Raw genomic sequence first — 25,666 nt, forward strand, 5'->3', positions numbered from 1 at the left:
GTGTTTGTGACGCCGCCGTCAAGCCAGCGGGGATTTCACGCGTTCACGAGATTCGGCGCTGCGTCGGGCGAACTCTTCAAATAGATTTCTTTGCCTTTTTGCTGCATACTCTCGAAGATATGCATGTTCTTGGTGTCGACCCGTGTACCGATGTCGTAGAGGGCATTCAGAAAGTTGCAGGTGCCGATCTTTGCGCCGAGAAGTTTTGCAAAGCGAAGGTCGGCGTTTTCGAAGTTTGTGCCCTCGAGCACGCAGTCGTTCAAGAAGGCGCCGCGCAGGTTTGCGCCCGAAAAGTTCGCGCCGGTAAGATCGCTGCCCCGCAGAAAGGCGTGCTGCAGATTCGCCCCTGAGAAATCTACACCCTTAAGGTCGAGTTTATCGAGCATAACGGAGTTGAGGTTCAGGCCCCGCAAATGGCCAGAGGCTTTCAGGTGCTCCAACGTCTTATCGCGGCTGATGACCTGCTCGCCTTTGAGACCTGTCTGCTCTTCGAAATCGCGCACGGCTTTTTGCAGCGCCTGCACGGCTGTCACCGCATAGTTCTTGCGCTTCTCAGGGTAGCCCTCGATCGCGGGCTCAAGCTCTTCGGGGCTAATGGCCCGCGCCTCTGCCAGAGTTTTACCCTTTGCCAGGTCGCAGATGATCGCAAGCGATGCCAGCGAGAAGCTGCAACCCGTGGTTGTATAGCGCGCATCGCGTATCGTATCGCCCTCGATTTCGAGATAAAGCCGATAACCGTCACCGCAGCCAATGTTCTTGTACTCTGATACCACCGAAGCGGTTTCGAGCTCGCCATAGTTGACCCGCCCTTCGACCAAAGCATTAAACTTCTCAAAGTTCATCGCTCTGAAGATAAGTAAAATTTTCCCTATTGCCCAAAGTTTAGGGAGCTCAGCGGCAGGTCGTGAATTTTCAGATATGGCGACCTGCCGCAGAGCCCTTTTGGGCAAGGCCTGAATTTCAGAATTCGACGTTTGGGCGCAGCAGCACCTGAAAATTCTCACCGCCGGGATAGCTGTCGAGCGGCCCTGAGTAGAGGCTGTCAGATTCCCAGGTGAAACCGAGCGCGACGGCAAAGGCCGCGAGACGCTTAACGGGCCACTTCTTGTTAACTTCGAAGTATTGCCGCACGGGCTTCAGGTTGCCGATTTTGAAATCGATACGGTACTCAAAACCGCTGTTGGCAAGAAAATCCCACGCGTCGGCGGTGTAGTCGAGCCGGTTGCGTTTGAAGCCGATGAATGCGACGTCAGAAATAAAGGGGTTGTTATGCAGCTTAACGCCAATGCGGTAGTTCCACTGCATTTTCTGCAGCGTGAATAGCTGGTCACCCTTCACTTTCCATTCGAGCTCAACCCAATGGTCGTCATAAAGTTCGTTGTCTTTGATGTGGTGCGAACCGTAGCTAACGAGGTAACCCGTGTAGCCGAGCGAACTTTGATAGCCTGATTTTTTATTTTTCTCTTTTTCTTCGGGCGTGCGTGCGAGAGGCTGGTAGCGTACAACTCTGCCGAGAAAAAGAGACACGGCGTAAGGCTCCTGAAAGCCGCGGGTCGCAGAACGTATCAGGTTAAAGCTTTCGCCACCGACCTGCGCCCGCTGGTAAAAGTCGAACGCATGTTCGCGCACGACGACGCCGGCAACCGGCATCGGGTTCACGCTCGCTTCGAGAATTGCATAGCGGGGTACGAGCGGCGACAGCAGCAGGTTCTTGTAGACATTGGTTTCGCTCGCTTCACCGACGTTTTCAATAGGCTTGTCGGTAAAGTTCATGATCATGCCCACACTCGAGTAATAGGCATCGAGACCGTAATCCCACTCGATGAACTTATGCCTCTGGTCGAGTGAAATCAGGTTGTCGGGCACCTGGCGGTAGACACCGATCGGGTCGGGGGCTGCCCCCTTGGGCTGAGCGGCAAACACGGCGGCGGGCGCCAGGCAAACCAGCAGCGCCGCGAGCCTGAACATAGATCAATAGACCGCAGCGTGTTCGGTAATTTTGCGCAGCATGCCCTGCTGGTCGACCGGCTTGCCGACAATCTCGTGCGCGCCGGCACGCAATGCCTTTTGGCTGAGTTCGGCCGTATACCGCGACGAGGTGACCATAATGATGCTGCGATAATCGCTGTCGCGGTCTTCTTCGTAACGCCGAATACTCTGAATGAGTTCTAACCAGCTTTTGGCGGGAAGGTTGGCATCGACGATCACGACACCCGGCTGAAAGTTGATAAAATGCTCCATCGCTTCATGTATGTCGGCCCCCCGGCGCACGGTAAATCCGTTGAGTTCGAGAAACGAGGATAATTGCAGCGCATCGCCCTCGTCTACGTCTGCGAGCAGCACTTTATCGCCATTGGGAAACCGCGAGCCACGAACCATTCGAGGGCAGATTTTGAATCGCGAATGGTGCGGTCGATAACATTCGAGATGGCTCAGCGGTGACGCGAGGCGGCGCTTTCATGCGGTGGGGCAAATTCAAGATTGGCTTGTCGAAAAGTCGATACTGAAACGGGTAAGCCAGCGAATGCGACGTCATTTTTATCAGCGTTTTTTGCTCGTGGTTACCCTTCTCGGCGGTCTTAGGCTCGATTGCTCGGCCAGCATGCCGACCAGGGAGAGCGTGCAGGCCTGGTTTGAGAACCAGCCCGCAGCAGAGCTGGCAATCCGCGCTGTCGACACCGCACTCTTTGAGCCCGGTTACCGCCATGCCCGTGAACTTGTAAACCACTGGAAAGCGTACACCAGCACGTTTGTCAAAGACGAGAAGCGCGCTGCAGATCTCGAGGCGCTCGTCAACAGCCCCGCGGTCACCGCGTATCTGAAAGACCCCGAAAGTTCGCTCGCGCCGGTCTTCAGCGTCGAAGCGGCGCGGCTTTTCAGTGAATATAACAATGCAACCTTTAAAGCCTGGCGGGTGCGCACTCTCGCGGGCAAGGTCGTGCTGCAGAAAAATGGGGCCGCGCTCGCCGCACTCGATATCTCTGAGACCCGACGCGAAATCACTGCGCGCTTCGTGACAGTGCCGATCAGCAACGCCGGCTTCAATTACAGCTTTGACGCCGAGTGGGATATTACCCGTCTTCATGACTTTCCGCTGTCGCAGGCAAGCTCTGAATTCTTGTACGTGCAGACCGACGCGGAAAATAATCTGATCGCCGTACCCGAAGGCACTCCGCTGCCCGATTCGGTTTTTCAGTTTGTCTCGGGCGCGAAATTTATTGCGCCCACTTACGGTGTGCATTCTGGCATGCGCGTGCTTTCTGCAAGCAGCGGTGGGCTCAAGCTGTTCGTTTGTTACCCTTTTGCCGGCTATCTCTTTTACGCTGTCAGAGGCACCGTCGTCGCGCTGATGCTTTTCGCTTTGATCTTCGCGCTCACCAAAATCAAGAGCGCGCGCACAGTGGCAGGCCACGTGCTTGAGAACCGCAGCGGGCGCTGGTTAGAGCAGCACTACAGCGAGAGCCTGACGCTGAACGAACGGGCGCTTGATCTCTCTGACAAGGCAGCGGGTCTCGTCTCGCAGATCAAAGAGCGCGACGCAGCAGTTATCGCCGAGTTGGGCGGTCACATTCAGCACCTGACGCGTGCAATCAGAACCGAAAGCGAGCGCGCGATGATCGGTTCAGAAACACCCGCGGGTAACAAAGGCGTGCCCCAGGTACCGGCAGTGAAGCGGCCGCTGCACAAGAAGGCGGTTTATAAAGATCCGATTCTGATTGAAGGTGACCACAAACCGGCAATCGAAGTGAGCGTCGAACTCGACCTGCCGCTGACCGATGAAAAAGAACTCAGCAAAGAGCAAAAGGTCGCGTACGTTTCGTCGCTCAAGCAGCGCGCGCGCGCGAAAACCTCGCAGAAAGAATTTGTACACGATGAAGCACTCGACCAGTTCGACTATGTGCCGGCAGACCCGATGCCCATGCCCGTCACGCCGGTAAAGCCGCTGAAAGATGCACCAGACGATGCGGATTTAGAATACGTGCAGAAGTTTCGCTACACGGGCAAGACCCGGGTCTTACCCATGGCTGAAACGGTCAGCAAAGCACAGGCTTTTCATCTGCGAGAAGATCTGCATGCAAAAGACCTCGTCATCGGCGAAGAAGAATAACGCCGAACGCATTTCGCCTTGACAAAGTGTGAGGCACCCCACCCGTCGGAGCACTATGAAAAAATTGATTATGATAAGCCATGCGCTTATTCTCACGCTTGTATTTGCAAGCTTCGGCGGCCTGGCTGCTAAATCACAGTGCCAGGGTCTGTCACAAAGCGAATGCTCTTCTGACGATTCATGCACCTGGGTAGGCGGCTACGAACAAAAAGACGGCGACAAAGTTAAGGCCTATTGCCGCGCGAAACCAGGCCAGAGCAAAGACGCTAAAGAAGGCAAAAAGACCAAAAAGAAAAAAGATAAAGAAGAAGTAGCGACTACAGACGACGACTCATCTGAAAAAGCAGAAAAGAAAGAGAAGAAGTCGAAAAAATCGAAGAAAAAAGATAAAGCTGAAAAAGCTGACGCAGACGACGAAAAGAAATCTGAAAAGAAATCAAAGAAAAAGGCTGACAAGAAAGACGACGACAAAGAAGATAAAAAAGAGTCAAAGAAAAAGACCAAGAAAAAATCATCTAAAAAGAAGAAAAAAGGCGATAAAGACGAAGATTAATCGTCTGAACGATCGATCACAGGGCGGCGCTTCGGCGCCGCTTTTTCTCATGCCATAATTCTAAAATAACTTGAAAATTACCGGTTTCTCGTTCATTCGAAATGCGATAAAGTTCGACTACCCCATTCGTGAGGCGGTGCTGTCGGTTCTGCCGCTCGTCGATGAAATGGTCGTTGCCGTCGGCAAATCTGAAGACGCAACATTAGAACTGGTCGCAAACCTTGCACCACAGAAGATACGCATCGTTGAGACTGAATGGAACGACGCGCTGCGCGAAGGTGGCCGCGTGCTCGCCGAAGAGACGCAAAAGGCCTACAGTGCAATTCAGGGTGGCGACTGGGCAATATATATTCAGGGCGATGAAGTGCTGCACGAGGCCGATTATCCCGCGATTAGCGGCGCCATGGAAAAATATGCGAGCGACCCTCGGGTAGACGGACTCTTGTTCAACTACCGCCATTTTTACGGTTCGTACGACTATATTGGCGCGTCGAGGCGGTGGTACAGGCGCGAGGTTCGCATCGTGCGGCCACCCCATTTCGCGAAAAATCCGCAATTGAAGATTTATTCTTACCGCGACGCGCAGGGTTTTCGCAAGAATGAGAATGAAAAACTCTGCGTGAAAGGCATCGACGCGAGCGTCTACCACTACGGCTGGGTAAAGCCGCCCGCCGCGCAAATGCAGAAGCAACAGACTTTCAACAAATACTGGCACGACGACAGCTGGATGCAAAAGCACATACCGGCGGCCGCTGAATTTGACTATTCGAACATCGATTCGCTCTATCGGTTTGAAGGCACGCACCCGGCGGTAATGCAAGACCGCATTCAGCAGAAGAACTGGCAGTTTGACTTTGACATCAGCCGCTCGCGGTTCACCCTGAAAGAGAAACTATCTGCCGTTGTTGAAAAACTGACGGGCTACCGGCCCGGTGAATACAAGAACTACAAAAAGATTTAGCGCCAGTGCAACCAAGTGAGTTGCCCGCAATACCCCATTGGCCGGGTTAACCGCAGAGCACGGCACGCAAAGCCTGAATATCATCGCAAACTGCGACAGGGCTCATGCCGCTGAGCTCGGCGTGCGAATGCGCGCCATGGGTAAGCGCCACTGCAGGCACACCGGCATTTTTTGCCATCAGCAGGTCGTGCGTTGTATCACCGATCATTACGGCCCTGTCGGCCGAGACCCGGGCATCGCTCAGAATCTCGTGCAGCATCTGCGGGTCGGGTTTCGGCCGGCACTCTTCGGGTGTGCGCGAATGCGAGACGAACATTTTGAGACCGGTGGCATCTAAGCTACGGTCAATACCGGAGCGGCTTTTGGCGGTGGCGACTGCTACGACCTTGCCTTGCGCGTGCAGCTGGCCGATGAGTTCAGTGACCCCAGCATAGAGGCGAATTTCACCTTCCCCTGCTTCGTAATGCTGGCGGTACGCGCGATGGAACCGCGTAAGAAGATCGGTTTCAGCGCCCGTAAAATGGGGAAAAAGCTGTTTCTGCGCCGCCTTGAGCCCAAGCCCAATGATGCTGCGCGCGACCGCCACGGGAATGTTCTCACCCACTTCACGGCCGGCAGCGACGATGGAGTCTTGTATCAGGTCAATCGACTGAAAGAGCGTGCCATCCCAATCAAAGATAATGAGTTCGGCCGCCGAAAGCTTCATTTGAGCCCTGCAACAAAATTGCCGGCGCTATTCGTCGTCGCCATCGTCTGGCAACTCGTAGTCGTCGTATGCATAACCGTCTTCACCCGGGTCTTCTTGACCGACGTATTGAATCGGAATGATTTTATCGAGCATGACAACATCGAACGAACTTTTGAGTTCAGGGTTGGCGTTGATGACATTCAGGCGACCGTCGGTGCGCACGAGAATACTCTGTAACTCGACGAATTTTGCGATGAGCTCTGAGTTCGCTGAATTGAGTTTCGCCAGATCGATCTCAAGCAGCAAATTCGGAATTTTTGACATTTCGAGTTCGCTCACGACCTTGTCGAGATGGCGAATCATGTTGATGAGCCCGAGCTTGTTATCCTGGTCTTCGATGACCACAAGCCATTTACTTTCGCTTTTGTTTACCTGCATAATATTACGTAGCGGGGCATAAATTTTTTTTTCTACCCCTCGTCTAACAGAAATTGATCGGTTGAAGGCTTCGCCCTCAGCCGATCACGCCTAAAGTGGACGCCAGAGAAGCGCGAGCGCGATTGCCGGGGCCAGCCCCTGCAGAATAACGCCGCGAATCATTTTTGCGCCTGCTGAGAACAAGAGAACGAGCGCTGCACCTACCATGCTGCCCAGGCTGACAGTGAGAACCGCCGAACCGACCGCCTGGCTCGTTGTGGTATAGAAGAGCAGCCAAATGCCTGCGATAGTCGCGATTGCCAGAAACAGGTTGTAATAGCCCTGATTCAGCGCCATGAGGCGTGTCGTTTTTGCATCCGCCTCGGTTTGCTGAAAAATTTTTCGCACTGCCGGTGTTGTCCAGAGAATGCTCTCAAACACAAAGAACACGATGTGCATAAAGGCACCGATGCCAGCCAGAATCTGTATTGTTATATCCATACCACCCACAGGCATGACTCAACGCTTTGTCAACGAAAACTATTGACCCGAGTGGCTTTACGACGCAGAAAACCCGCAGCGACTGGCAGACATGAAAAGTGAAAGCGAGCTCACAGAAAAGGTTGAGCGTGCGGCGCTGGCCTTGCGCTCGGCGCGCGCTCCCCTTTTTCTCAGTGGTGCCGGCATCTCGGCAGAAAGTGGTATACCGACGTTTAGGGGTGCAGATGGACTTTGGAATAATTACAGATCAGAAGACCTCGCCACCCCCGTGGCGTTCGCACGCGACCCGGCTCTGGTCTGGAGTTGGTATAACTGGCGTAAACGCCTCATTGCAGAGAAGCAGCCGAACGCGGCGCACTATGCAGCCGCTGATATCTCACGCAAAATACCGACCCTTCTCGCCGCGACGCAGAACGTCGATGGCTTTCATGCCGTAGCGGGCATCGAAAATATTCTCGAGATGCACGGCAATATTTACCGCACCCGCTGCACTGCCTGCGGCGACATTACAGAAAATCGCGGTGATATCTTGCCGACAACACCCTGCGCCACCTGCGCTGAACCCACCCTTCGGCCCGACATTGTTTGGTTTGGCGAAGCCTTACCGGCCAATGTGCTGCAGCCGATCTATGAACGCCTGCAGATCTGCGATGCAATAGTGGTGGTCGGCACCTCGGGCAGCGTCTACCCCGCAGCCGGCTTTGCAGTCGAGGTGCGGCGGCGCGAAGGCCATGTGATCGAAATCAATGTCGATGAAGGTCACGGGCATTATGCGAACGATATTTACCTGCGCGGCAGAGCCGGAGAGATTCTACCCCGCATCGCTGAGTTGCTCTGATTATCAGAAAGGAATAAACACTGTGGGCGACCAGCTCCAGTCGCTGCTTTTGTAGCCCTCAACCTGAAAGGTGTAATAACCGACTGATATGCCCCAATAGATGCGGCCGACGAGATTGGTCATTACGCCGATCGAGGGGCCGTAAGCCCAGCCTTCGGCGTTGATGCTGCCCCGCAGAAAATGTTTCGTGGCGCTGTAAGAAGGCGTGAACAGATAACCTCCGAATGGGCCGATAAAATAGGTCAGCGCGGGGCCGACGGAATAATCACGGTAAGAAGGAGCAAAGATCGCGCCCGCATTTACACCGAGCGAGAGGCGATCGATGACAAAATAATTCAGACCTGCTGCCGCACCGTAAACGAGCCCTTTGCCGTCGCTCGAGATAACCGGCCCGAGACCAAAACCGAGACAACCCTGGCCGAAGGCAAATTCGCCGCAGGTAGGCCGCCTCGCTTCACGCCGTGGCCGCGCAGGCTTGACCTGTGCCTGCACCTCTTCTTCACTTTCAAAATCCTGCGCAATGAGTGGAGCTGCAGCGAGCAGTAATGTTACGAACGCAAAGGCCTTTGGCATAAAATCTCCTGTTTAAAGATGAGGATTAACCCAGTTCACGTACCATGTCGCAGAAGATACCGGCTCCCTCTTCAAGAATGTCTTCACGCGTGGCGTAGCTGATACGAATTGAATTGCGGTTGGCGCTGAAGATGTAACCTGGCACGAGCAGCAGACGGCGCTCGATCGCGCGGGTAACAAAATCGGCTGAGTCGATTGGCACGTCAGGGTAAACATAAAATGCCCCGTCGGGATAAGGCAGCTTCGTGACTTTGCTGAGAATGCCATAAACCAGATCGCGGCGCTTGCGCATCACCGACAGCTCTGCATCGATGCCGGTCTTCAGCGCAGTGATGGCGCCCCACTGCATCGCATGCGGCGAACAGACCATCGTGTATTGTTGCAGCGTGACCATTTTCTGCACAATACCCGCGTACGCAGGTGGCGCTGCGAGGTAACCGACCCTCAGCCCCGTCATCGCATGGCTTTTTGAAAACCCATTGAGCGTCAGCGTGCGGTGTGGGCTCAGCTTCGCCATGCTGACGTGGCGCTTCTCATAGTCGAATGCCTCGTAAATTTCATCAGAAGCGATCACTGCGTCGTGCTCGTCGGCGAGGTTTGAAAGCAGCCGCAGCTGCGTTTCGCTCAGAATTTTGCCCGTCGGGTTTGAAGGCGAAGCAAAGATGATGAGCTTCAGTTTTTTGCCGTCTTTTTTGAGCCGGTCATTGAGCGAATTGACATCGGCCTCGTCAAAACTCTCAGGAATAGTATACTGCTGCGCTTCGTGGTACTTCACCAGCGCCGGATAAATAAGAAAGTACGGATCAAGCAGCAGCACCGCGTCGTCTTTGGCAACCAATGTCTGGAATAACAAGAAGAGTATCGAAGCAACACCAGTTGAAACGATGACATTGTCAGGTTCGGTTTCAAATCCGATTTTGGGTTTCAGGTATGTGCTGATGGCCTCGCGCAGCTGAACAAGCCCTGCAGTAGGCGTATACCCAGTCTTGTTATCGGTGAGCGCCTGAATCATTGCCTCTTTCACGGCGGCCGGCACGGGAAAATCGGGCTGGCCAATCGAAAGATTCAGCGGATTCTGAATTTTTGCGGCAAGGTCAAAAACCTTACGGATTTCACTCGTATCGATGCCGTGAATGCGCGGCGCGTAGATATCTCGCATCGCGTTTTGCTACTTGAGTTCGTCTTCAAGCCGTTTAGACTGTTCGTCGATTTGCAGCTGGTTGAGCTCGATACGGCACTGGTTAGAAGACAAGTCTTTGACCTTCTCAATTGCCGACGCGCACTGCGGCGAAGCGGCATCTTTGCAGAAATGTTCGGTGTATTTTTTGCATTCTGATTTGCCGCAGCCAGGCAGCAATGCGGCGAGCATGAGAAGTATTAAAGCACTTTTTCGCATGACGGGGTTAAGCAAAAAGAAAGTGGTGCGTCAAGAAGAATGCAGGCAACGCGACACAAACGCTACTTGAAGCCCCTCGCGATTACGGTGGCATTGCTGCTTGCAATCGCAGCAGCAGTGCTCGTGCGCGAATACCTCGTATTGCGCTCGCTGGCCGCGAGCTTTGCGGCGGCAAAGAATGACACACTTACCACGCCAGATTCCGGGCGAACAGAGAAGGCCCCGGCAGCCCAGGGCGAAAACGTGGCTCTCATCTCTCAGGTAAAAACCTCGGCGGGGGGTAATCGCGTCGATGCCCGGGTTTCGTTTAAGGCGTTCAAACGCCTCGTCGAGGCAAACCCGAAGTTGGCCCAGAGCTGGGGCCGCATCGGCTGGAAGGTGCTTGGCGATGTGCCTGCACTCTGCCTGCGCATCGTCGCGCCCGGCACTGCCTTCACAAAACTGGGTGTACAGAGCGGCGACTGCATAACGCATTTCGACGGAGAAACGGTCAACCAGCCGCTGCGTAATCTGGGTATATGGCTCACGCTCGGCTCGCGCAAGGCCCTCAAAGTTGATACAGTTCGTGCAGGGCAGCGCATCAGTTACCACCTGACCGCCAACTGAATAATGCTGAGCCGGCGCTTCTTGATTTTGGTATTGCTCTCGCTCGGCGCCGCCTGGCTGTTCGCTCACTTTATTAAAGAGACGATCGTTGATATCGCGCGCGTCAGCAATGAATCGATGCTGCCCTATCTGAAACCGGGGCAGCGCGTGGTATTCAGTCGCTTTGCACCCTGCCTGCACCTGCCCGGCGCCAAAGTCGGTTTTGCCTGCAGGCCGTGCGAAGCTGGCCGCGCCTATGTCTTTAGGCATCCTCATAAGAAGAATCTGCGTTTGGTAAAGTTTGCCGTGCCATTTGCAGAGGCGATGCCAAGCCTCAGAAGAGACATAATGTGGTTTACAGACGGTAAACCCAACCGGGTTGAAACAGACGTGCCTTTGCCCATGCCGATGGACGCACACAACGCCTGTTTCTTTGTCGGCAGCAACACCGATGTTTCGGTCGACTCGCGGCAGTTTGGCCCGGTGCCGCTTGAACTGGTTGAAGGCGAGGTGCTGTGGCCGGCGCTGCAGCTGCAGGCCCACGCTATAAAACATAACGCCAAATGATTGACGGCAAACAACAACGCACACAGTCAGAGTTTGCGCTGCGCTACAAAGTAGCGCTGCTTGCTTTCTTGCTGCTTTTTGGCGTGCTCGCGTTTCGCGCGATAGAACTCGCGATCGCCTCACCTTTGCCGAAGTCAGTACTCGAACAGGCGCAGAAAGTCAGGCGCGGTGTTATCTTTGATGCGCGTGGCCACGAGCTTGCAATCTCGCGCGACACGGTTTCGGTTGGTATTAAACCTCTTGAAGCGCGGCTGCAGCTCGAAGGTCTTGATATTCTCGCGCGCGTCACGGGCACGCCTAAGGCTGAGCTCGTGCAAAAAATCAAGACGAGTGACAAGTTCTTTTACCTGAAACGCAAGATGCCGCTCGAAGAGGCGGCGCCGCTCAGAAAACTCGATCTCGCCGGGCTCGTGCTGCAAAACGAACCCGACCGCTATTACCCAAACCAGAAGCTCGCCTCGCAGATTATTGGCTTCACGGGACTCGACGGCGAAGGTTTGTCAGGTATCGAATTCAGCCAGAACCAGACTCTCAGCCACCTGCGCACCGACAGCCAGGATTTCATCGGCCAGAATGTGCACCTGACGATCAACTCTTATGTGCAGCACCAGCTCGAAAAGACGCTCGCGGCCGGGCTCGAAGACAGTATGTCGAAGCACGCGATGGGTGTAATCATCGAATCGCAAACCGGAAAAATTCTGGCGATGTCTTCGCAGCCCGATTTTGACCCGAACCAATCGAATAAGTTTCCCGAAGAAAACTGGAAGAACCTGCCGATCAGTTTTCAGTATGAACCAGGTTCAACATTCAAAATTTTCACCATGGCTGCGCTGCTGCGCGAGAACCTGCTGAATGCGAACCAGAAATACAACTGTCCGGGGTACTTCGATTACAAGGGCCGTCGTGTCAGCTGCACGCGAGAACACGGCATACAGGATTTCACCGACGTGATGAAGAACTCATGCAATTTCGGAGTGATCACCGCTTCGTGGCAGCTGCCGGTCTTGAAACTCTACGAGAATCTGAAGGCCTTCGGCATCGGCACGCTTTCTGAAATTCAACTTCCCGGCGAGGCGCGCGGCTACCTCGCGAGCCCGAAAGACTGGGACTATTACCTCAAGATGTCGATACCCATCGGCCACGGTGTCAGCGTCACACCGTTGCAGCTCGCCCTTGCCGCCAATGCGATCGCGAATGACGGAAAACTCATGCCGCCGATGATCATCGACAAGGTGAGCGACGCGCAGGGTCGCGTAATCGAACGATTTGTACCCCAGGAAAAATACCGTGTCGCGAGCGTCGATAACGCGCAACAGATTCGCCGAACGCTGCGCGAAGTTGTCAAAAGCGGAACCGGTGCCGGCGCCGATCTCGGCCTGAAAGAATTCGACGTCTGTGGCAAAACCGGCACGTCGATCAAATCAACCCGCAAGGGTTACGACGCCAAAAAATACCAGGCATCGTTCGTGGGTTTTTTCCCGTGCGAAAAGCCTGAAATCACGATCATGCTCATGTTTGACGAACCGCGTGGCGAATACCACCAGGGTGCAACGGTCGCAGCCCCGGCATTTCGCCGTGTTCTGCGCGAAATTATACCCGCAATTCACGTGGGTGAAGTCAGCACAGTCAAACCCCTGCCGACACCGCAATACCAATCTGTGGCGTCGGCCCCCCGCCCTGCCCCCGGCGACAAGAACACGATGCCCGATTTCAGGGGGTTCAGCAAGAAAGAGCTGCTGTTTCAGGTGTTGTCGAAGTTTCCGGGCGACCACCAGGTGAACGGTGCCGGCTATGTCGTACAGCAATCGCCCGAGCCCGGCGCGAAGATAAATGCACCCTATAGCTTCAATTTCAAGCTCGGATTTCCCGATGAATAAAGATACGGTGCGGTCTTTCGGCAGAGTGCGAAAAAGTTATGTCTGATTTTTGCCCTTTTCTTCGTCACCTCTCTGTAGACCCGCAGGCAGAATGAAACCAGTGCGCAATAGCCAATTGATAACGCTTGTCGGTAAATCTCTGTCCCGGTCAGTGGCGAAAGCCAAGGCTTCGTCAGTGCCCATCTTCGCCATTTCAAAAAATTCCGTACCAATGAGGATTTCCCCTTGAAACCGCTGTTCGCACACAGCCTCAAGGTCTTGCTGTTTGCCTTAATCGCAGCCGTGGCGCTGTCGGCGCAAGATTCAGACCCATCGGTTTCGCCGGCGGCACCTGAGCCAAAACCGGCTGAAAAACCTGCCGCGCCGCCAGCAGAAGCCGCGCCAGCAAAGAAGGGGGGTAAATCCTCACCTGCTAAAGCAGACAAAAGCAGCGAAGCCGGCCCGAGCGACGCGCAGCTGGAAAAGCTCGCGACCGAAAGCGAAAAAGAAGCGAAGGCCGATGACGAGGCCGAAGAACCTAAAGCCGAAACCAGAGCAGAAAAAGCTGCAAAAGCGAAAGCAGACGCAGAAAAGGCGAAGGCTGAGGCCAAAGCGGCAAAAGACGAAAAGAAGAGCGCGAAAAAAGACAAAGATAAAGAGGGTGGTTCATTCAGACCCGACTTTCGCGACCAAGAAATACAGGATATTTTAAAGATCTTCTCGAAGATCATCGGCAAGAATATTATCGCCGACGAAAAAGTCAAAGGCAAGATTACGGTGATTTCACCGTACAAGATACCGCGATCGCTCGCCTACCCTTATCTCTATTCAATGCTCGCCATCAAGGGCTTTGGCATTGTCGAAGAAAATGAGAACCTGATACGCGTGGTCGCCATTAAAGATGCTCTTGCTGGCAGCCCGCTCATATACCTCGGGCGCGAAGAGGTCAAAGACACGGCGATCAAGAGCGACCTGCCGGTCACTCAGATACTGCCGGTTTATGGCGGCAAACCCTCGCGGCTTTCGGCGATCTTGAAGCGCCTGACGAGCGCTAACACAGACCTTGTCGATTATGACGACATCAATATGCTGATTATAACAGGTAGCCTTTTTGAGGTCAACCGGCTGATTCGCATTGCGAACCTCATCGACTACCAGGGCCCACCGCCTGAATGCGACGAGGTCAAAGACCCTGATTGCGGCAAGGTACGGGTCGAAGGCAGTGTGCACGTCTACCGGCTCGAAAACATGCAGGCCGAGAACGTCGAGGCTACGCTCAAGAAAGTGCAGCTGCCAGTTGAACCGGTAGCCCCCCCTACCGCTGCACCGGGCAGCGCCCCTGCACCGGCGGTTACTCAGGCAAACACACAGAAGAAGCCAATCGACGTCATCGCCCACAAAGAAACCAACAGTATCATTTTTGTCGGCACCAATGACGAGTTTGAACTCGTGAAGAGCCTGATAAAGCGGATTGACCTGCAGCGCCAGCAGGTGCTGCTCGAAGTTCTGATTGTCGAAGTGGGCCTGGACAATACGAATGAATTCGGTATCGACTGGCTCGCCGGCAAACAGGGCGGCGCACAGTTCAACAGCACGCAGATCGCAACGCGTTCGGGTTATATCACAACAACAGGGCAGATCGATACCTCAAGACCGACAACATTGCCCGGCCTGACACTGACTTTTGTAAACGATTCGATCACGAATATTCTCGGCATCTTGAATGCGCACATCGGGCGTTCGAACTTTCTTGTGGTGTCGGCGCCGCAGGTGCTGACGCTTGACAACCAAGAGGCAGAGATCAACGTCGGTGAAGACCGCCCTGTGCAGGTGAACGCCATCTCGACTGCCGTCGGTGCGATCAGCCAGTCGCGCAGTTTTGAATACCGTCCGGTGGGTGTGAAACTGAAATTCACGCCGCAGGTGAACAAGAACCGCATGGTGATGCTGAACCTGTTTCAAGAAGTGAAAAGTATCACCTCGACTGACTCGAATTCGGGCAACCCGATTATCGGCAAAAAAGACATCAAAACCTTTGTGCGCGTGCAAGACGGCCAGACGATTGTCATCGGCGGCCTCGTCAGCAACGACCGCCGCACCGACATGAAAAAGGTGCCGATTCTCGGCGATTTGCCGCTACTGGGTTATTTGTTTCGCCGCCAGGGCACAACCAATAAGCGCACGAACCTCATGGTCTTTATCACTCCTCACATTGTCACGAACCGCGCCATTGCTGACAAGGTAACCGAAGACCAGCGCCAGAACCAGATCAAAGAATACAAGCGCAGCACCATCGACTAAGCCTATGCGACGATTCGGCGACATTCTGGTCGAAGAGGGTTTGATCGAAGAAGATGAGCTGAAAAAAGCTCTGACGCTGCAGCGTAAATCTGCCTACAAACTCGGGCAGATTCTCATCAAAAAAGGCCTGATCTCTGAAGAAGACGCGCTCAAAGCGCTCTCGAAACAGTATGAAATGGAGTTCGCTGAAAAGCTTGAACCCAAAAATATCGAGCAACTGACCGACAAGGTGCCGCTGAAGTTCGTTCAGAAATACCGTGTGGTGCCCTATTTCATCGAAGATCGCGAGATTCGTATTGCGATGACCGACCCTTCGATTCTGCATCCGCTCGATGAATTCAGGCTGCTCTTTTTGGGTTACGACGTTAAACCCGTGCTGACGCGCGAAAGCGAAATTTTGCGTGTTATACATAACGTCTACGAAGCGAAGAGCCGCGCCGAAGACACCGACCTCGGCATGAGCGACGGACTCGAGCTGCTCGACGACATTCAAGACCTGCACGATTCTACAGAACTCGCCAACCAGGCGCCGATCATCAAGCTCGTGAATATGATTTTGTCGAATGCGGTCAACGAAAAGGCATCGGATATTCACTTCGAACCGCAGGAAAAAGACTTCATCATTCGTTTTCGTATCGACGGCATTCTGCATAAGATGATGGCACCGCCGAAGTCGGTACAGAACGGCGTGATTTCGCGCGTGAAGATCATGGCGAACCTCAACATCGCCGAGAACCGTCTGCCGCAAGATGGTCGCATTCGCCTGCGCTTCAGCGGCAACGACATCGACATACGCGTTTCGTCGCTGCCGACACAGCACGGCGAACGCCTCGTATTGCGCCTTCTGAACCGTACTGCTTCGAAATACGAGCTCGCATCGATCGGCTTTGAAAAAGATACCTATGACCTCTTCGTCGAAACGATCAACCAGCCGAACGGCATTGTACTGATTACCGGCCCCACGGGTTCGGGTAAAACGACAACCCTGTACGCTGCGCTGACCCGTCTCAACAGCAGCGAACGCAACATCATCACGGTCGAAGACCCGATCGAATACCAGATCGACGGTATTGGCCAGGTTCAGGCGCGCCCGAAGATTGGTTTTACATTCGCAGAAGGATTAAGATCGATTCTGCGCCAAGACCCTGACGTGATCATGGTCGGCGAGATTCGTGACGAAGAGACCGCGCGTATTGCGATTCAGTCATCACTCACGGGTCACCTTGTGTTTTCAACGCTGCACACCAATGACGCTCCGTCTGCGGTCACTCGACTCATCGACATGGGTATCGAGCCATTTCTGGTTACTTCAACCTGCCGCGGCATTATGGCGCAGCGCCTCGTGCGCCGGCTGTGCACGCACTGCAAAAAGCCCAAGACCGTCAATGTCAAAGACCTGACGTCGCTCGGCCTCAGTTATATCTCTAACAAGAAAAAGGCCACTGCCCCGACAGGCAAGGTCAAGATTTTTGAACCCAATGGCTGCAAAGAGTGCATGAACACAGGGTACCGCGGCCGAATGGGCGTTTATGAATTTATGCCGCTGACGGCCAAATTGCGCGAACTCGTGCTCGCGCGCGTGTCTCTTGACGAGCTGAAAGACGAAGCTATACGCGAAGGTATGGTCACGCTGCGCAATGCCGCCCTGCGCCAGGTAATTCTCGGTATCACGTCGCTCGATGAGGCGATGCGCATTACGTAAATGGCGCATTACCAATACACGGCATTCAGCAACACCGGGCAAAAGGTCACGGGTGTCATCGAAGCGCTTTCGCCGCAGGCCGCGACGCAGAAACTCAAGACGCAGAATCTTTATGTGCGTGAAATTCGCGAAGATTCGGCAAAGCGCGACCGCGAACTTTTTCCCTTTTTGAGCGCGTTTCTCTATCGAATCAAGCGCAAAGAGACCGGTATCTTCAGCCGACAGCTCGGTACGCTGCTCGGCGCGGGCATTCCCTTGAACGAGGCACTTTCTGACATCAGCGAGCAGACAGAGAACCCGCACCTGAGAAAAATCGTTCAGGAAATGAAACAGCAGGTGATCGAGGGTAAGTCGCTCTCAGAAGCGATCAAGCAACATGCAAATGTGTTTCCGCCGGTTTATGAAAGCATGATACGGGTCGGCGAGGCGACCGGCAACTACGAGCCGACGCTGAAACGCCTCGCCGATTTAGAAGAGCGCAACGAAGAACTCAAGGCCAAGGCGATTACCGCGATGATCTACCCAGGCTTTATGCTGGTCATCTCGGTTGCGGTCGTTTTTTTTCTGATGACCTCGGTTGTGCCGCAGCTGAGCGATCTTTTCAGCGGCTTTAAGGCTGAACTGCCGCTCATTACCCGCGTGGTCATCGGGCTTTCAGGCTTTTTTTCTGCTTTTTGGTATGTGATGATTCTCGCAATTTTCGGCGGCATCTACGCCTTTGTGCGCTACCGCAAAACGAAAGAAGGCAAGATGAAAAGCGACCGCATGATCATGAAGATACCTTTTTTCGGCAGCCTGCTGAGGCGCATTCAGGTGGGCCTTTTCTGCCGCAATATGGGAATTCTCATTGAAAGTCAGGTACCGCTACTCGATGCACTGAAGATCGTTTCGGCGACCGTGACAAATTCGATATTCGTCGAAGAGCTGACGATTGCCTCGCAGCAGATTAAAGAAGGTTCATCGCTACGCGAGTCGCTCAAGAACTCGGTGATTCTGCCCCAAATGGCGCGCGGTATGATTGCGGCCGGTGAAAGTACCGATCGACTGGCAGAACTGATGATTAAAGCGGCCGAAATAATGGAATCTGAAGTCGACAGCGCGGTCAGGCGCATGACGCAATCGCTCGAACCGATTATGATTGTTTTTCTGGGTGGTATCGTTGCCGCGATCATGGCGGCGGTGATGCTGCCGATGTACAAGATGACCGAATATATTAAGTGAATGTGGCTAAAGCTTCTCGCGTATTTTTCAGGTGCGAGACGGCGTCTCGTGAGGCTGCGCCGCATCTTCTTGCGCAAGGTGATACCGCCCAAAATTCTGATCGTGCGCAACGACGGCATGGGCGACTTTATTCTGACCTTGCCGATAATTTCGGCGATTAAGGCGCAGTTACCGCATGCGCGTGTGTACGTGCTCGCATCACGGTCGCTGCACAGCATGGCGTCGTTCTTGCCCGAAATCGACGGCTGGATTCTCGACCCGGGATGCCTGCTCAAACGCCACCGCAAAAACAAATCGAAGCTGCAGCTCGAGACCGAATACACGAACCTGATGCGCGAAATTTCTGCGTATCGCTTCGATCTGGCGATTTTTTCGTACGCCGAAAAGGCCAGCGCCGAACTGATTCAGGCAGCCGGAATACCGTATCGCCTCGGGCCGCTCAGGCGTTCGTTTTTCTTGAAGTTCAATCTGTGGTACTATATTCCCCGGCGCAAGTCGTCGCAGGCTGAATTTCAGCTCAACCTTAAGATTCTGCGCTCGCTGCGGCTTGTAAATATGTTTCGCTTTCCGCGCGTTGAATTGCCGCAGCTTGCCACCCCGCTCAGCAAGGGCCGTTATATCGTTATGCATCCTTATAAACGCTCTGGCACCGCTCTCGTATGGCCGCTCGAGAACTTTCAGGCGCTCGCGCGGCATTTTTCGGCGCAGAATCTGCGCACCGTCGTCATCGGGGATCGCGAAGACCACGAAACGCTGCACGCATATTTCGGCACTATACCGTCGGTCGAAATTCGTGCAGACCTGAATCTCGTGCAGACAGCAGTTCTGATCGCGGGCGCTCAGCACTTCTTTGGCAATTCGTCGGGGCCATTGCACCTGGCAGCGCTGGTTCAAACCCCGCATACCGGATTTTACCCTCAGAACAAGACGGCCTCACCGCGCCGCTGGCGTACGCTGCCTTTCAACGAAAACGTGCGCCTGTCGCAGCACCTGCTCTCGACCTCGCTGCCCGTTGCCTGTGTCGCATGCCGCCTGAAGCGCTGCGCCTATTACCCCTGCACGGCGGGCATCACCGTCGAATCTGCGGCAAATTCGGTGACCTTCTGGAAGCCAAAACCCGCACCGCGCATGGCCAAGGCCGCCAAGAAGCCGGCGCGCAAGAAGTCAAAAAAGGCTCAGCGCCGCAAATAGGCGGGCGTTTTTGACATGTTCGTGACACAAGCACGTCTCTGCGTTTAGCTCTCGTCTGCGCATTCGGGTATAGCCCATCGCCTATGCCGCAGACCGCCATATTGGGTAATTTTCGGGCCTATTCGCTGAGCATCGCGACGCATGCACTGAGCGATCTGTCTGACTTTCCCGATTCGCGCGCATTTTACACCACCATGGCTGGCACGCCCCTGCCAGCCCCCCTCAGTTCTCTGCTCTATATGGCGACCTGTAATCGTATCGAAGTATATGCCGAGTTTGAAGAGTCGAGCGCTGACGCCCTACGCGATGCGGCGCTCAGCGCCTTGTCACCGGTATTTGCCAACATGCTCAGGCGCGAGCCGCGCCTGCTGGGTGGGCCGGCCGTGCTCGAGCACATGATTGCGGTTGCCAGCGGGCTCAAGAGCCTCGCACTCGGTGAGACGCAGATCGCCGGGCAGCTGAAGCGCGATATTGCGTACGCAGAAAAGGCCGGGTGGATTTCAGGCTCAATGGCGACGCTGACACGTAAGGCACTGGAAACGCAGAAAAAGATACGCACCACTACCGGTATTTCAGAAAACTGGTATTCTCTGATGAGCCTCGTCGAGGCGCAGATTGCAGATCGGGGCCTCAACCCAATCGGCGAAGCAGTCATTCTCGTTGGCGCCTCTGAAATGTCGGCAAAGGTTGCACGGTTTGCCATGCGCCGTGGTGCGTCGCGGTTCTTGCTCGTGCGCCGCGAACTCGGCCGCGCGATGAACGCCGAAATGCGCGCGCTCATCGAGGCAGAACCGCAAAAATTCAGAGAAATTACACTCGCCGAGCTGCAGAAATCGCCGCCAGAGTTTGCAGCGGGCACGCTGGTTCTGGCGTCGAGCGCAGCAGAACCCGTTATTTTAGAGCAAGATATTGAACGGCTAGAAGCCGCGAGAACGCTGCTCGCGGGCGCACCACTCGTTGACCTGTCACTGCCGGCAAACCTCGCCCCCGAGGCAGCCAGGCGTTATGCGGCGCGGTCAATTTCACTGAAGACGCTGCAAGAGATTTCTGAGGTTGCACGTGGCGAGCGGGCCGCATCGGCACGCGCGGCCGAGCCGATTATCAGGCGCGCCGTTTACCAGCTGTGGCTCGATCTGCTCTACCGCGAAAACGCCGATGTCGTGCAGTCTTACCTCGAAAGTAAAACGACACAGACGCAGACTGAATGGCACAAGCTCGCGAATGAAGCGGCGCTGAACGAAAAGCAAAAACGTATCATGTACGACTTCTTAAAAAAAGAGCAACGCCGCGCTCTCGCATCGCACCGTGAAATGATTCTTGATCTGATAGCCGGCGGCGCCGAGCGCCCTGCCTGACCGTGGCCCTGCTCGCCGGCGAAACATTCACCCTGGCATCGCGCGATTCTTTGCTCGCGCTGGCGCAGAGCATCGAAGCGGCGCTGCTCTTGCAGTCGCATGGCGCAGAAGTCAAAATTCTCACACTCAAGACATCGGGTGATATCAAACTCGATGCGCCTCTCTACGACGTGGCAGCAGCTGCGGCGCCCAAAGAAGGTCGGGCATTTTTCACGCGCGAACTCGACGATGCACTGCAGAATGGCAAGGCCGATATCGCCGTGCACTCTTTCAAAGATCTGCCGACGGAGCCGGTCGCGGGGGTCAGTGATCCGATATTTTTTTCAGAACAGACTGGTGCCGACATTCTGGTGACATTAAAACACGCGGCGCAGGCGCGGCAGATTATCGGAACCTCTTCGCTGCGCCGAATTCACCAGCTGCAACACGCCCTGCCCGAAGCAACTACCGTAACGCTTCGCGGCAATATCGTCACCCGCCTGCGCAAGCTGAGGCAGGGCGAGGCCGGCATGAACGCGATTTTAATTGCAGGCGCAGGCATTTTTCGCGTTCGCAATTTCGCAAAGCTGGCACCCGAAGCCTATGCGAACCTGCTCGAATCGTCGATCGCTGAAAAAGTCGCGCGCGAACTCGGCGAATTCACCGAGTACCTCGACGACGGCGTGACGATACAAGAACTTGATGAGGCGGTGTTTCCCACGGCGCCGGGCCAGGGTGTGCTCGCGCTGCAAATGAGTGCGGCGTGTGAGCAGACGCTCGGCCAAAAACTGCGCGCGCTGTTCGAAAGCCATGCACACATCGCCAAACGCGTCGGCCTCGAACGCCAGCTGATGACGGCCTTGGGCACAGGCTGCCATGCCCCTCTCGGTGTGTCGGCGCTGAGGGCCGGCAACGGATTGCAGGTAACCGTCTGTTACAGCAGAAAATCGCAGACGAGCCCGCCGGCATTTTTTGATTCCGTATTTTTGCGGCGAAACACGCGCGAAGATGCCGGGCCACTTGTCGCCGAGGCCAAGCACGGTTTCGAGCGTTTTTTTTGGTGGGGACTCAGCGAGCCACCGGCAGCACATTCTGAGAAATGGACTTTCGTACGGGCGCTGAAGCAGAACCTGCTGCATCCTCATTTTGATGAGACTGCCCAGTATGGCCATATTTTCGTGAGTTCAAAAACTGCCGCTGACTGGTTAAAGGCAAGCCCAATTCGCGGCAAGGTTAACCTCTGGGCGGCGGGCGAAGAGACCGCGAAATACGTGGCTCTGGCATTCGCCGGTTCGCGCGTCGAAAGCTGTGCTGAAAAGGGTTTCGGCGCAGCATATTCCCGAATGCGCGGCGAAAACAAAGAGCGCGTCTTATGGCTTGGGTCAGCTTCAGGTCTTGGGCGTGCGCAGGCGATCGCAGCCATAGACAGCGAAATCGATTTCCTTTGCGTTTATGAGAATCTGCCGGCAGAGCCAGAGACACTCGCGGCAGATTATACGGCGCTCGGCCAAGCCGTCGCGCAAAATACCGCGCTGCACTGCCTCACGAGCCGTGCCTCTGCTGAGGCATTCATCCGCTTCGCGAAGCTGGCATCTGCCCCTACAGCGAACATCTCGTGCTTCGGTAAGTCAGCTGCGGAATGCGTTGAGACGGCTGGATACCGCATCTACCACAAGAGCAATGCAGCTTCATTTACTGAATACCTCAGGGAAATTGAGGGCGACACGGCGTTAATGCGCATCGAAGAGGAAAACACCAAGTGAAAAGAAAACGATCAGAAAAACTCTGGAAACGCGCGCTGCGGGTATTTCCCGGTGGTGTCAATTCGCCGGTAAGGGCATTTAAATCTGTGGGTGGCGACCCCGTGTTCATCAACCGCGGCAAAGGCACGCATATCGTCGATGCAGATGGAAACAAGTATCTCGATTTTCTCAGCAGCTGGGGTCCGCTGATTCTCGGGCATGCACCCCGAAAAGTTGTAAAGGCAACCCGCCGCGCTGCTCTAAAAGGTTCAACCTTCGGCGCCGTTACCGAAGCAGAGGTTAAGCTTGGCGAATTTATCACGGAAAGTCTTCCCTTTGTTGAAAAGGTGCGGTTCGTCAGCTCGGGTACAGAGGCCGTGATGACTGCGCTGCGCCTCGCGCGCGGCATCACGCAGCGCCCGATGGTGATCAAGTTTGAGGGATGCTACCACGGGCATAACGATGCACTTCTCGCACGTGCAGGTTCTGGGTTATTGACACTGTCGGGCAACATCGCCGAATCGAGTTCTCCCGGTGTGCCCGATGACATCGTACGCAATACGCTCGTTCTGCCGCTCGACGATTCTGCAGCGCTCGACGCAGCGATCAAAAACTTTGGCAAGCAGATTGCGTGCGCCATCATCGAACCTTTACCCGCCAACGCGGGCCTCTTGCCACAGCGTAAGGCATACATTGAATACCTCGTGACGCTCTGCCGCAGCCATAACATTCTCGTTATATTCGACGAGGTCATCAGTGGTTTTCGTCTCGGGTTCGGCGGCTACACCGGGCGCGAACAGATTTTTCCCGACATCATTACATACGGCAAAATCATTGGCGGTGGCCTGCCCGTCGGCGCTATCGCTGGCTCGCAGAAAGTCATGGATCATCTGGCACCCCAAGGGCCTGTCTACCAGGCGGGAACACTTTCGGGCAACCCGCTGGCGATGACCGCGGGTCTTGCAGCGCTTGAACAACTCGCCGGCCGCCGCGGTGCGACCTATCGCTACCTCGAATCACTCGGCGTGCAGCTCGAGACCGCGTTTCAGAACGGGATATCTCCCCTCTTTGCGGGCCGCGACTGGCAGATCAGACTCGTGCGCGATGCCTCTCTCTTCTGGCTGTCATTTCACAATGCCGGCGAGACCGCGCCGGTGCGGCAGGTGACGCAGATTGTACCGTTTGCCGCCACTATCTATGCGCGCATCTTTCATGCGATGCTCGACCGGGGTTTTTACCTGGCGCCGTCAGCTTACGAAGTAGGATTTCTGAACGCGGCGATGAAACCAAGGCATATCGAAGCTTTTGTCGCAGCGCTCAAGAAGGTTATTGCCGAATTGCCTGATAAAATCGCGGCGTTCTGACCCATGCCCCGCACAGCGAAGAATACCATAACCCGAATTTCACTGTTCTCAGGCTGGACTCTGCTGATGGCGCTGTCGCTAATGGCGGTTGTGGTATTGCTGGTCTGGTGGCAGCGCCTGCTCTCGCACAACCTTGAAGTGCAATACGGCTACATTGAATCTCAGCTCAAGAATAACAAGACGGCCACTGCTGAATTCTACGAGTTGGTGCTGGCACAGGATGAAAAACTCGCAAGCCGCTATTTCATACCAGGCAAACCCATTCGCGTAAAGCCAGGCGCAGCGGATTTTGCCGCAGAAAGGCTGAAAAACCGACAGCGTATGGTTTTGTACGAACAGCTGTTCTTTATCGTTCTGCTGCTTTCAGGCCAGCTTTTCTTTTTATATATTTTTGCCCGCGAGCGCCTGCAGCGAAAACAAGTTGAAGAGACGATTCTTCTCGCGACACATGAATTGCGGCAACCGCTGCAATCGCTGTCGCTGGCTCTCGAAACTCTAAAGCCGCGTGCGAAAGCCAAGACGCTCGCGGCGATCGAAACGGGCCTTTCTGAAATATCAAAGCTGGCACAGCACATTCGATTTCTCGCCGAAACCTTCTCGACCGGTGCCGGCGCCAGGAAAACTCAGGTCGACGACCTCGATGACTACATAACAAGAGTCTGTACCGCCGATTTCGCGCCAGAGCAGATTACGCGCATTCGCCGCGACGTTGCAACCGCCCAAAATTTTACCATTGGCATGAGCGACCCACTGTTTCATTTTGTTGTTCGCAATCTGCTCGAAAATGCCCTCAAATATGGCAGCGGCCCCATTGAAATTACGGCAGCCGTCGCCGCGAAACGGCTGGTCATCAATGTTCGGAGTAAAGGCGCGCCCATACCCGCACAAGAGTTCGAAAAGCTGGGGCGAATCTTTCAGCGCTCGGGTTCGACTCTCGTGCAAAACACACCTGGTTTTGGCCTGGGTCTGTATTTGTGTGGACGCATTGTGCGCAGGGCCTCGGGTAAACTGCAGCTTTCGCAATCCGCAGAGGGTATAGTGACCGCCCGGCTTGAGCTCAAAATTATATGAACCGGCAGAGAAAACATATCGCGATCGTCGAAGACGATGACTCGATTCGCGAACTACTCGCAGAAAATCTCAAACGCGCAGGCTATCAGGTTTCGGCGTTCTTTACCGCCGAGCAGTTTGAACGTAAGGCTGATGCCGGTTATAATCTGTTGCTGCTCGATATCATGCTACCGGGAAAAAACGGCCTCGCGCTGCTGAAAGACTTGCGTGCCTCGAACCATATGTTGCCGGTAATTCTGTTGACCGCTTCGGAGCAAGAAGCCCATACCGATCAGGCTTTTGCGTCGGGAGCTATCGACTACATTATCAAACCCTTTAATCTGAACCACCTGTTACTCAAAATTGAAAATCTGTTTGAACAGCTGCGCCAGGCTGACAGCGGCAATACTCAATCAGATTTTCAGATCGGCGCCGGGCGTTTCGACCCACAGCTGAATATGGTCGTGCGCGACAAGAAGGAGCACAAGCTGACTCCTTCTGAAACAGCAACTTTGCTCTATTTCGTGGAAAATCCCAACCGGATTGTTTCACGTGAAGAATTGCAGGCCGCGATATCGGCGACCACAAAGAATCTGACGTCGCGCAATCTGGATAACTACGTGTTGAAGTTTCGTAAGCTATTTGAGCCCGAGCCAAAAGAACCTGTCTTCTTTATTACTATACCACGCAAAGGATACGCGCTGAAGCGCGGATAGCT

At 54.6% G+C, this 25,666-nt stretch carries 25 protein-coding genes; 16 read left to right on the forward strand and 9 right to left on the reverse strand.

The annotated features are described in order from the left end of the window. Positions 1 to 35 precede the first annotated feature (35 nt). From TURPA_RS20650 to TURPA_RS20660, 3 genes are all read right to left on the reverse strand, one after another. The gene (locus TURPA_RS20650; protein WP_014805212.1) at positions 36 to 842 is read right to left on the reverse strand and encodes an iron-sulfur cluster assembly scaffold protein; all 807 of its coding nucleotides are present in this window, start codon (positions 840 to 842) and stop codon (positions 36 to 38) included. 118 nt (positions 843 to 960) lie between these two features. Then, positions 961 to 1,968 (reverse strand): hypothetical protein, encoded by a 1,008-nt coding sequence (locus TURPA_RS20655; protein ID WP_014805213.1) that lies wholly within the window; start codon positions 1,966 to 1,968, stop codon positions 961 to 963. A gap of 3 nt (positions 1,969 to 1,971) precedes the next feature. Continuing rightward, positions 1,972 to 2,379, reverse strand: a complete 408-nt coding sequence (locus tag TURPA_RS20660) for a response regulator (RefSeq protein WP_014805214.1) — start codon at positions 2,377 to 2,379, stop codon at positions 1,972 to 1,974. Between the two features lie 223 nt (positions 2,380 to 2,602). Between TURPA_RS20660 and TURPA_RS20665 the strand changes: the two genes are divergently transcribed. The 3 genes from TURPA_RS20665 to TURPA_RS20675 all read left to right on the forward strand — a co-directional run bounded on the left by TURPA_RS20665 (position 2,603) and on the right by TURPA_RS20675 (position 5,622). Continuing rightward, a complete protein-coding gene (locus tag TURPA_RS20665; protein WP_157210610.1) occupies positions 2,603 to 4,108 on the forward strand; it encodes a hypothetical protein in 1,506 nt (501 codons plus the stop codon). A 55-nt stretch (positions 4,109 to 4,163) separates the two neighbouring features. Next, positions 4,164 to 4,661, forward strand: coding sequence for a hypothetical protein (locus TURPA_RS23730; protein ID WP_014805216.1), 498 nt, complete (start codon positions 4,164 to 4,166; stop codon positions 4,659 to 4,661). Between the two features lie 70 nt (positions 4,662 to 4,731). After that, positions 4,732 to 5,622, forward strand: coding sequence for a glycosyltransferase family protein (locus tag TURPA_RS20675; protein ID WP_014805217.1), 891 nt, complete (start codon positions 4,732 to 4,734; stop codon positions 5,620 to 5,622). A 46-nt stretch (positions 5,623 to 5,668) separates the two neighbouring features. Here the strand turns inward: TURPA_RS20675 and TURPA_RS20680 are convergent, their stop codons facing one another. The 3 genes from TURPA_RS20680 to TURPA_RS20690 form a co-directional block, all read right to left on the reverse strand. Then, positions 5,669 to 6,328: an HAD family hydrolase gene (locus TURPA_RS20680; protein ID WP_014805218.1), complete on the reverse strand. Its 660-nt coding sequence runs from the start codon at positions 6,326 to 6,328 to the stop codon at positions 5,669 to 5,671. 27 nt (positions 6,329 to 6,355) lie between these two features. Then, complete coding sequence (locus tag TURPA_RS20685) at positions 6,356 to 6,748, reverse strand: STAS domain-containing protein (protein WP_014805219.1); 393 nt, start codon at positions 6,746 to 6,748, stop codon at positions 6,356 to 6,358. A gap of 90 nt (positions 6,749 to 6,838) precedes the next feature. Continuing rightward, positions 6,839 to 7,228, reverse strand: a complete 390-nt coding sequence (locus TURPA_RS20690) for a DUF1304 domain-containing protein (protein WP_041948743.1) — start codon at positions 7,226 to 7,228, stop codon at positions 6,839 to 6,841. Positions 7,229 to 7,319: 91 nt separating this feature from the next. On the opposite strand from TURPA_RS20690, the gene TURPA_RS20695 reads away from it, so the two are divergent. Then, positions 7,320 to 8,066 (forward strand): SIR2 family NAD-dependent protein deacylase, encoded by a 747-nt coding sequence (locus tag TURPA_RS20695; protein WP_014805221.1) that lies wholly within the window; start codon positions 7,320 to 7,322, stop codon positions 8,064 to 8,066. A 3-nt stretch (positions 8,067 to 8,069) separates the two neighbouring features. On the opposite strand, the gene TURPA_RS20700 is transcribed toward TURPA_RS20695, so the two are convergent. The 3 genes from TURPA_RS20700 to TURPA_RS20710 are packed head-to-tail and all read right to left on the reverse strand — an operon-like array spanning position 8,070 to position 10,035. Continuing rightward, positions 8,070 to 8,639, reverse strand: a complete 570-nt coding sequence (locus tag TURPA_RS20700) for a hypothetical protein (protein WP_014805222.1) — start codon at positions 8,637 to 8,639, stop codon at positions 8,070 to 8,072. Between the two features lie 25 nt (positions 8,640 to 8,664). Continuing rightward, positions 8,665 to 9,798 carry a pyridoxal phosphate-dependent aminotransferase gene (locus TURPA_RS20705; protein ID WP_014805223.1) on the reverse strand — a complete coding sequence of 378 codons (1,134 nt, stop codon included), beginning with the start codon at positions 9,796 to 9,798 and terminating at the stop codon, positions 8,665 to 8,667. Between the two features lie 9 nt (positions 9,799 to 9,807). Beyond that, the gene (locus TURPA_RS20710) at positions 9,808 to 10,035 is read right to left on the reverse strand and encodes a hypothetical protein (RefSeq protein WP_041948744.1); all 228 of its coding nucleotides are present in this window, start codon (positions 10,033 to 10,035) and stop codon (positions 9,808 to 9,810) included. 39 nt (positions 10,036 to 10,074) lie between these two features. Between TURPA_RS20710 and TURPA_RS20715 the strand changes: the two genes are divergently transcribed. The 12 genes from TURPA_RS20715 (at position 10,075) to TURPA_RS20770 (ending at position 25,664) form a co-directional block, all read left to right on the forward strand. After that, the gene (locus TURPA_RS20715) at positions 10,075 to 10,641 is read left to right on the forward strand and encodes a hypothetical protein (RefSeq protein WP_014805225.1); all 567 of its coding nucleotides are present in this window, start codon (positions 10,075 to 10,077) and stop codon (positions 10,639 to 10,641) included. A 3-nt stretch (positions 10,642 to 10,644) separates the two neighbouring features. Next, positions 10,645 to 11,187 (forward strand): S26 family signal peptidase, encoded by a 543-nt coding sequence (locus TURPA_RS20720; protein WP_014805226.1) that lies wholly within the window; start codon positions 10,645 to 10,647, stop codon positions 11,185 to 11,187. Then, on the forward strand, positions 11,184 to 13,064 hold the full coding sequence (locus tag TURPA_RS20725) for a penicillin-binding transpeptidase domain-containing protein (RefSeq protein ID WP_014805227.1): 1,881 nt from the start codon (positions 11,184 to 11,186) through the stop codon (positions 13,062 to 13,064). Before TURPA_RS20720 ends, TURPA_RS20725 begins: the two co-directional genes overlap by 4 nt. A gap of 225 nt (positions 13,065 to 13,289) precedes the next feature. After that, entirely contained in the window at positions 13,290 to 15,344 is a 2,055-nt protein-coding gene (locus tag TURPA_RS20730) for a secretin N-terminal domain-containing protein (RefSeq protein WP_014805229.1), read from the forward strand. 4 nt (positions 15,345 to 15,348) lie between these two features. Beyond that, positions 15,349 to 17,046 carry a type II secretion system ATPase GspE gene (gspE, locus tag TURPA_RS20735; protein ID WP_014805230.1) on the forward strand — a complete coding sequence of 566 codons (1,698 nt, stop codon included), beginning with the start codon at positions 15,349 to 15,351 and terminating at the stop codon, positions 17,044 to 17,046. Continuing rightward, on the forward strand, positions 17,047 to 18,267 hold the full coding sequence (locus TURPA_RS20740; protein ID WP_014805231.1) for a type II secretion system F family protein: 1,221 nt from the start codon (positions 17,047 to 17,049) through the stop codon (positions 18,265 to 18,267). It begins immediately after the preceding gene. Continuing rightward, entirely contained in the window at positions 18,268 to 19,458 is a 1,191-nt protein-coding gene (locus tag TURPA_RS20745) for a glycosyltransferase family 9 protein (RefSeq protein WP_014805232.1), read from the forward strand. A gap of 83 nt (positions 19,459 to 19,541) precedes the next feature. Beyond that, on the forward strand, positions 19,542 to 20,813 hold the full coding sequence (locus TURPA_RS20750) for a glutamyl-tRNA reductase (protein ID WP_014805233.1): 1,272 nt from the start codon (positions 19,542 to 19,544) through the stop codon (positions 20,811 to 20,813). 2 nt (positions 20,814 to 20,815) lie between these two features. Beyond that, positions 20,816 to 22,555: a hydroxymethylbilane synthase gene (locus TURPA_RS20755; RefSeq protein ID WP_014805234.1), complete on the forward strand. Its 1,740-nt coding sequence runs from the start codon at positions 20,816 to 20,818 to the stop codon at positions 22,553 to 22,555. Next, a complete protein-coding gene (locus tag TURPA_RS20760; RefSeq protein ID WP_014805235.1) occupies positions 22,552 to 23,898 on the forward strand; it encodes an aspartate aminotransferase family protein in 1,347 nt (448 codons plus the stop codon). The genes TURPA_RS20755 and TURPA_RS20760 overlap by 4 nt, the downstream gene beginning before the upstream one ends. Before the next feature lie 3 nt (positions 23,899 to 23,901). Further along, positions 23,902 to 24,969, forward strand: coding sequence for a sensor histidine kinase (locus tag TURPA_RS20765; RefSeq protein WP_014805236.1), 1,068 nt, complete (start codon positions 23,902 to 23,904; stop codon positions 24,967 to 24,969). Then, positions 24,966 to 25,664: a response regulator transcription factor gene (locus TURPA_RS20770; protein ID WP_014805237.1), complete on the forward strand. Its 699-nt coding sequence runs from the start codon at positions 24,966 to 24,968 to the stop codon at positions 25,662 to 25,664. The genes TURPA_RS20765 and TURPA_RS20770 overlap by 4 nt, the downstream gene beginning before the upstream one ends. Positions 25,665 to 25,666: the final 2 nt, after the last annotated feature.

It is taken from the genome of Turneriella parva DSM 21527 (assembly GCF_000266885.1).
In the GTDB taxonomy this organism is placed as follows: Bacteria; Spirochaetota; Leptospiria; order Turneriellales; family Turneriellaceae; genus Turneriella; species Turneriella parva.

Excerpts from the sequence above, each read along its gene's own strand:
- TURPA_RS20650 (WP_014805212.1), bottom strand. The coding sequence starts at position 842 with ATGAACTTTGAGAAGTTTAATGCTTTGGTCGAAGGGCGGGTCAACTAT.
- TURPA_RS20655 (WP_014805213.1), bottom strand. The coding sequence starts at position 1,968 with ATGTTCAGGCTCGCGGCGCTGCTGGTTTGCCTGGCGCCCGCCGCCGTG.
- TURPA_RS20660 (WP_014805214.1), bottom strand. The coding sequence starts at position 2,379 with ATGGTTCGTGGCTCGCGGTTTCCCAATGGCGATAAAGTGCTGCTCGCA.
- TURPA_RS20665 (WP_157210610.1), top strand. The coding sequence starts at position 2,603 with ATGCCGACCAGGGAGAGCGTGCAGGCCTGGTTTGAGAACCAGCCCGCA.
- TURPA_RS23730 (WP_014805216.1), top strand. The coding sequence starts at position 4,164 with ATGAAAAAATTGATTATGATAAGCCATGCGCTTATTCTCACGCTTGTA.
- TURPA_RS20680 (WP_014805218.1), bottom strand. The coding sequence starts at position 6,328 with ATGAAGCTTTCGGCGGCCGAACTCATTATCTTTGATTGGGATGGCACG.
- TURPA_RS20685 (WP_014805219.1), bottom strand. The coding sequence starts at position 6,748 with ATGCAGGTAAACAAAAGCGAAAGTAAATGGCTTGTGGTCATCGAAGAC.
- TURPA_RS20690 (WP_041948743.1), bottom strand. The coding sequence starts at position 7,228 with ATGGATATAACAATACAGATTCTGGCTGGCATCGGTGCCTTTATGCAC.
- TURPA_RS20695 (WP_014805221.1), top strand. The coding sequence starts at position 7,320 with ATGAAAAGTGAAAGCGAGCTCACAGAAAAGGTTGAGCGTGCGGCGCTG.
- TURPA_RS20700 (WP_014805222.1), bottom strand. The coding sequence starts at position 8,639 with ATGCCAAAGGCCTTTGCGTTCGTAACATTACTGCTCGCTGCAGCTCCA.
- TURPA_RS20705 (WP_014805223.1), bottom strand. The coding sequence starts at position 9,798 with ATGCGAGATATCTACGCGCCGCGCATTCACGGCATCGATACGAGTGAA.
- TURPA_RS20710 (WP_041948744.1), bottom strand. The coding sequence starts at position 10,035 with ATGCGAAAAAGTGCTTTAATACTTCTCATGCTCGCCGCATTGCTGCCT.
- TURPA_RS20715 (WP_014805225.1), top strand. The coding sequence starts at position 10,075 with ATGCAGGCAACGCGACACAAACGCTACTTGAAGCCCCTCGCGATTACG.
- TURPA_RS20720 (WP_014805226.1), top strand. The coding sequence starts at position 10,645 with ATGCTGAGCCGGCGCTTCTTGATTTTGGTATTGCTCTCGCTCGGCGCC.
- TURPA_RS20725 (WP_014805227.1), top strand. The coding sequence starts at position 11,184 with ATGATTGACGGCAAACAACAACGCACACAGTCAGAGTTTGCGCTGCGC.
- gspE (WP_014805230.1), top strand. The coding sequence starts at position 15,349 with ATGCGACGATTCGGCGACATTCTGGTCGAAGAGGGTTTGATCGAAGAA.
- TURPA_RS20740 (WP_014805231.1), top strand. The coding sequence starts at position 17,047 with ATGGCGCATTACCAATACACGGCATTCAGCAACACCGGGCAAAAGGTC.
- TURPA_RS20745 (WP_014805232.1), top strand. The coding sequence starts at position 18,268 with ATGTGGCTAAAGCTTCTCGCGTATTTTTCAGGTGCGAGACGGCGTCTC.
- TURPA_RS20750 (WP_014805233.1), top strand. The coding sequence starts at position 19,542 with ATGCCGCAGACCGCCATATTGGGTAATTTTCGGGCCTATTCGCTGAGC.
- TURPA_RS20765 (WP_014805236.1), top strand. The coding sequence starts at position 23,902 with ATGCCCCGCACAGCGAAGAATACCATAACCCGAATTTCACTGTTCTCA.
- TURPA_RS20770 (WP_014805237.1), top strand. The coding sequence starts at position 24,966 with ATGAACCGGCAGAGAAAACATATCGCGATCGTCGAAGACGATGACTCG.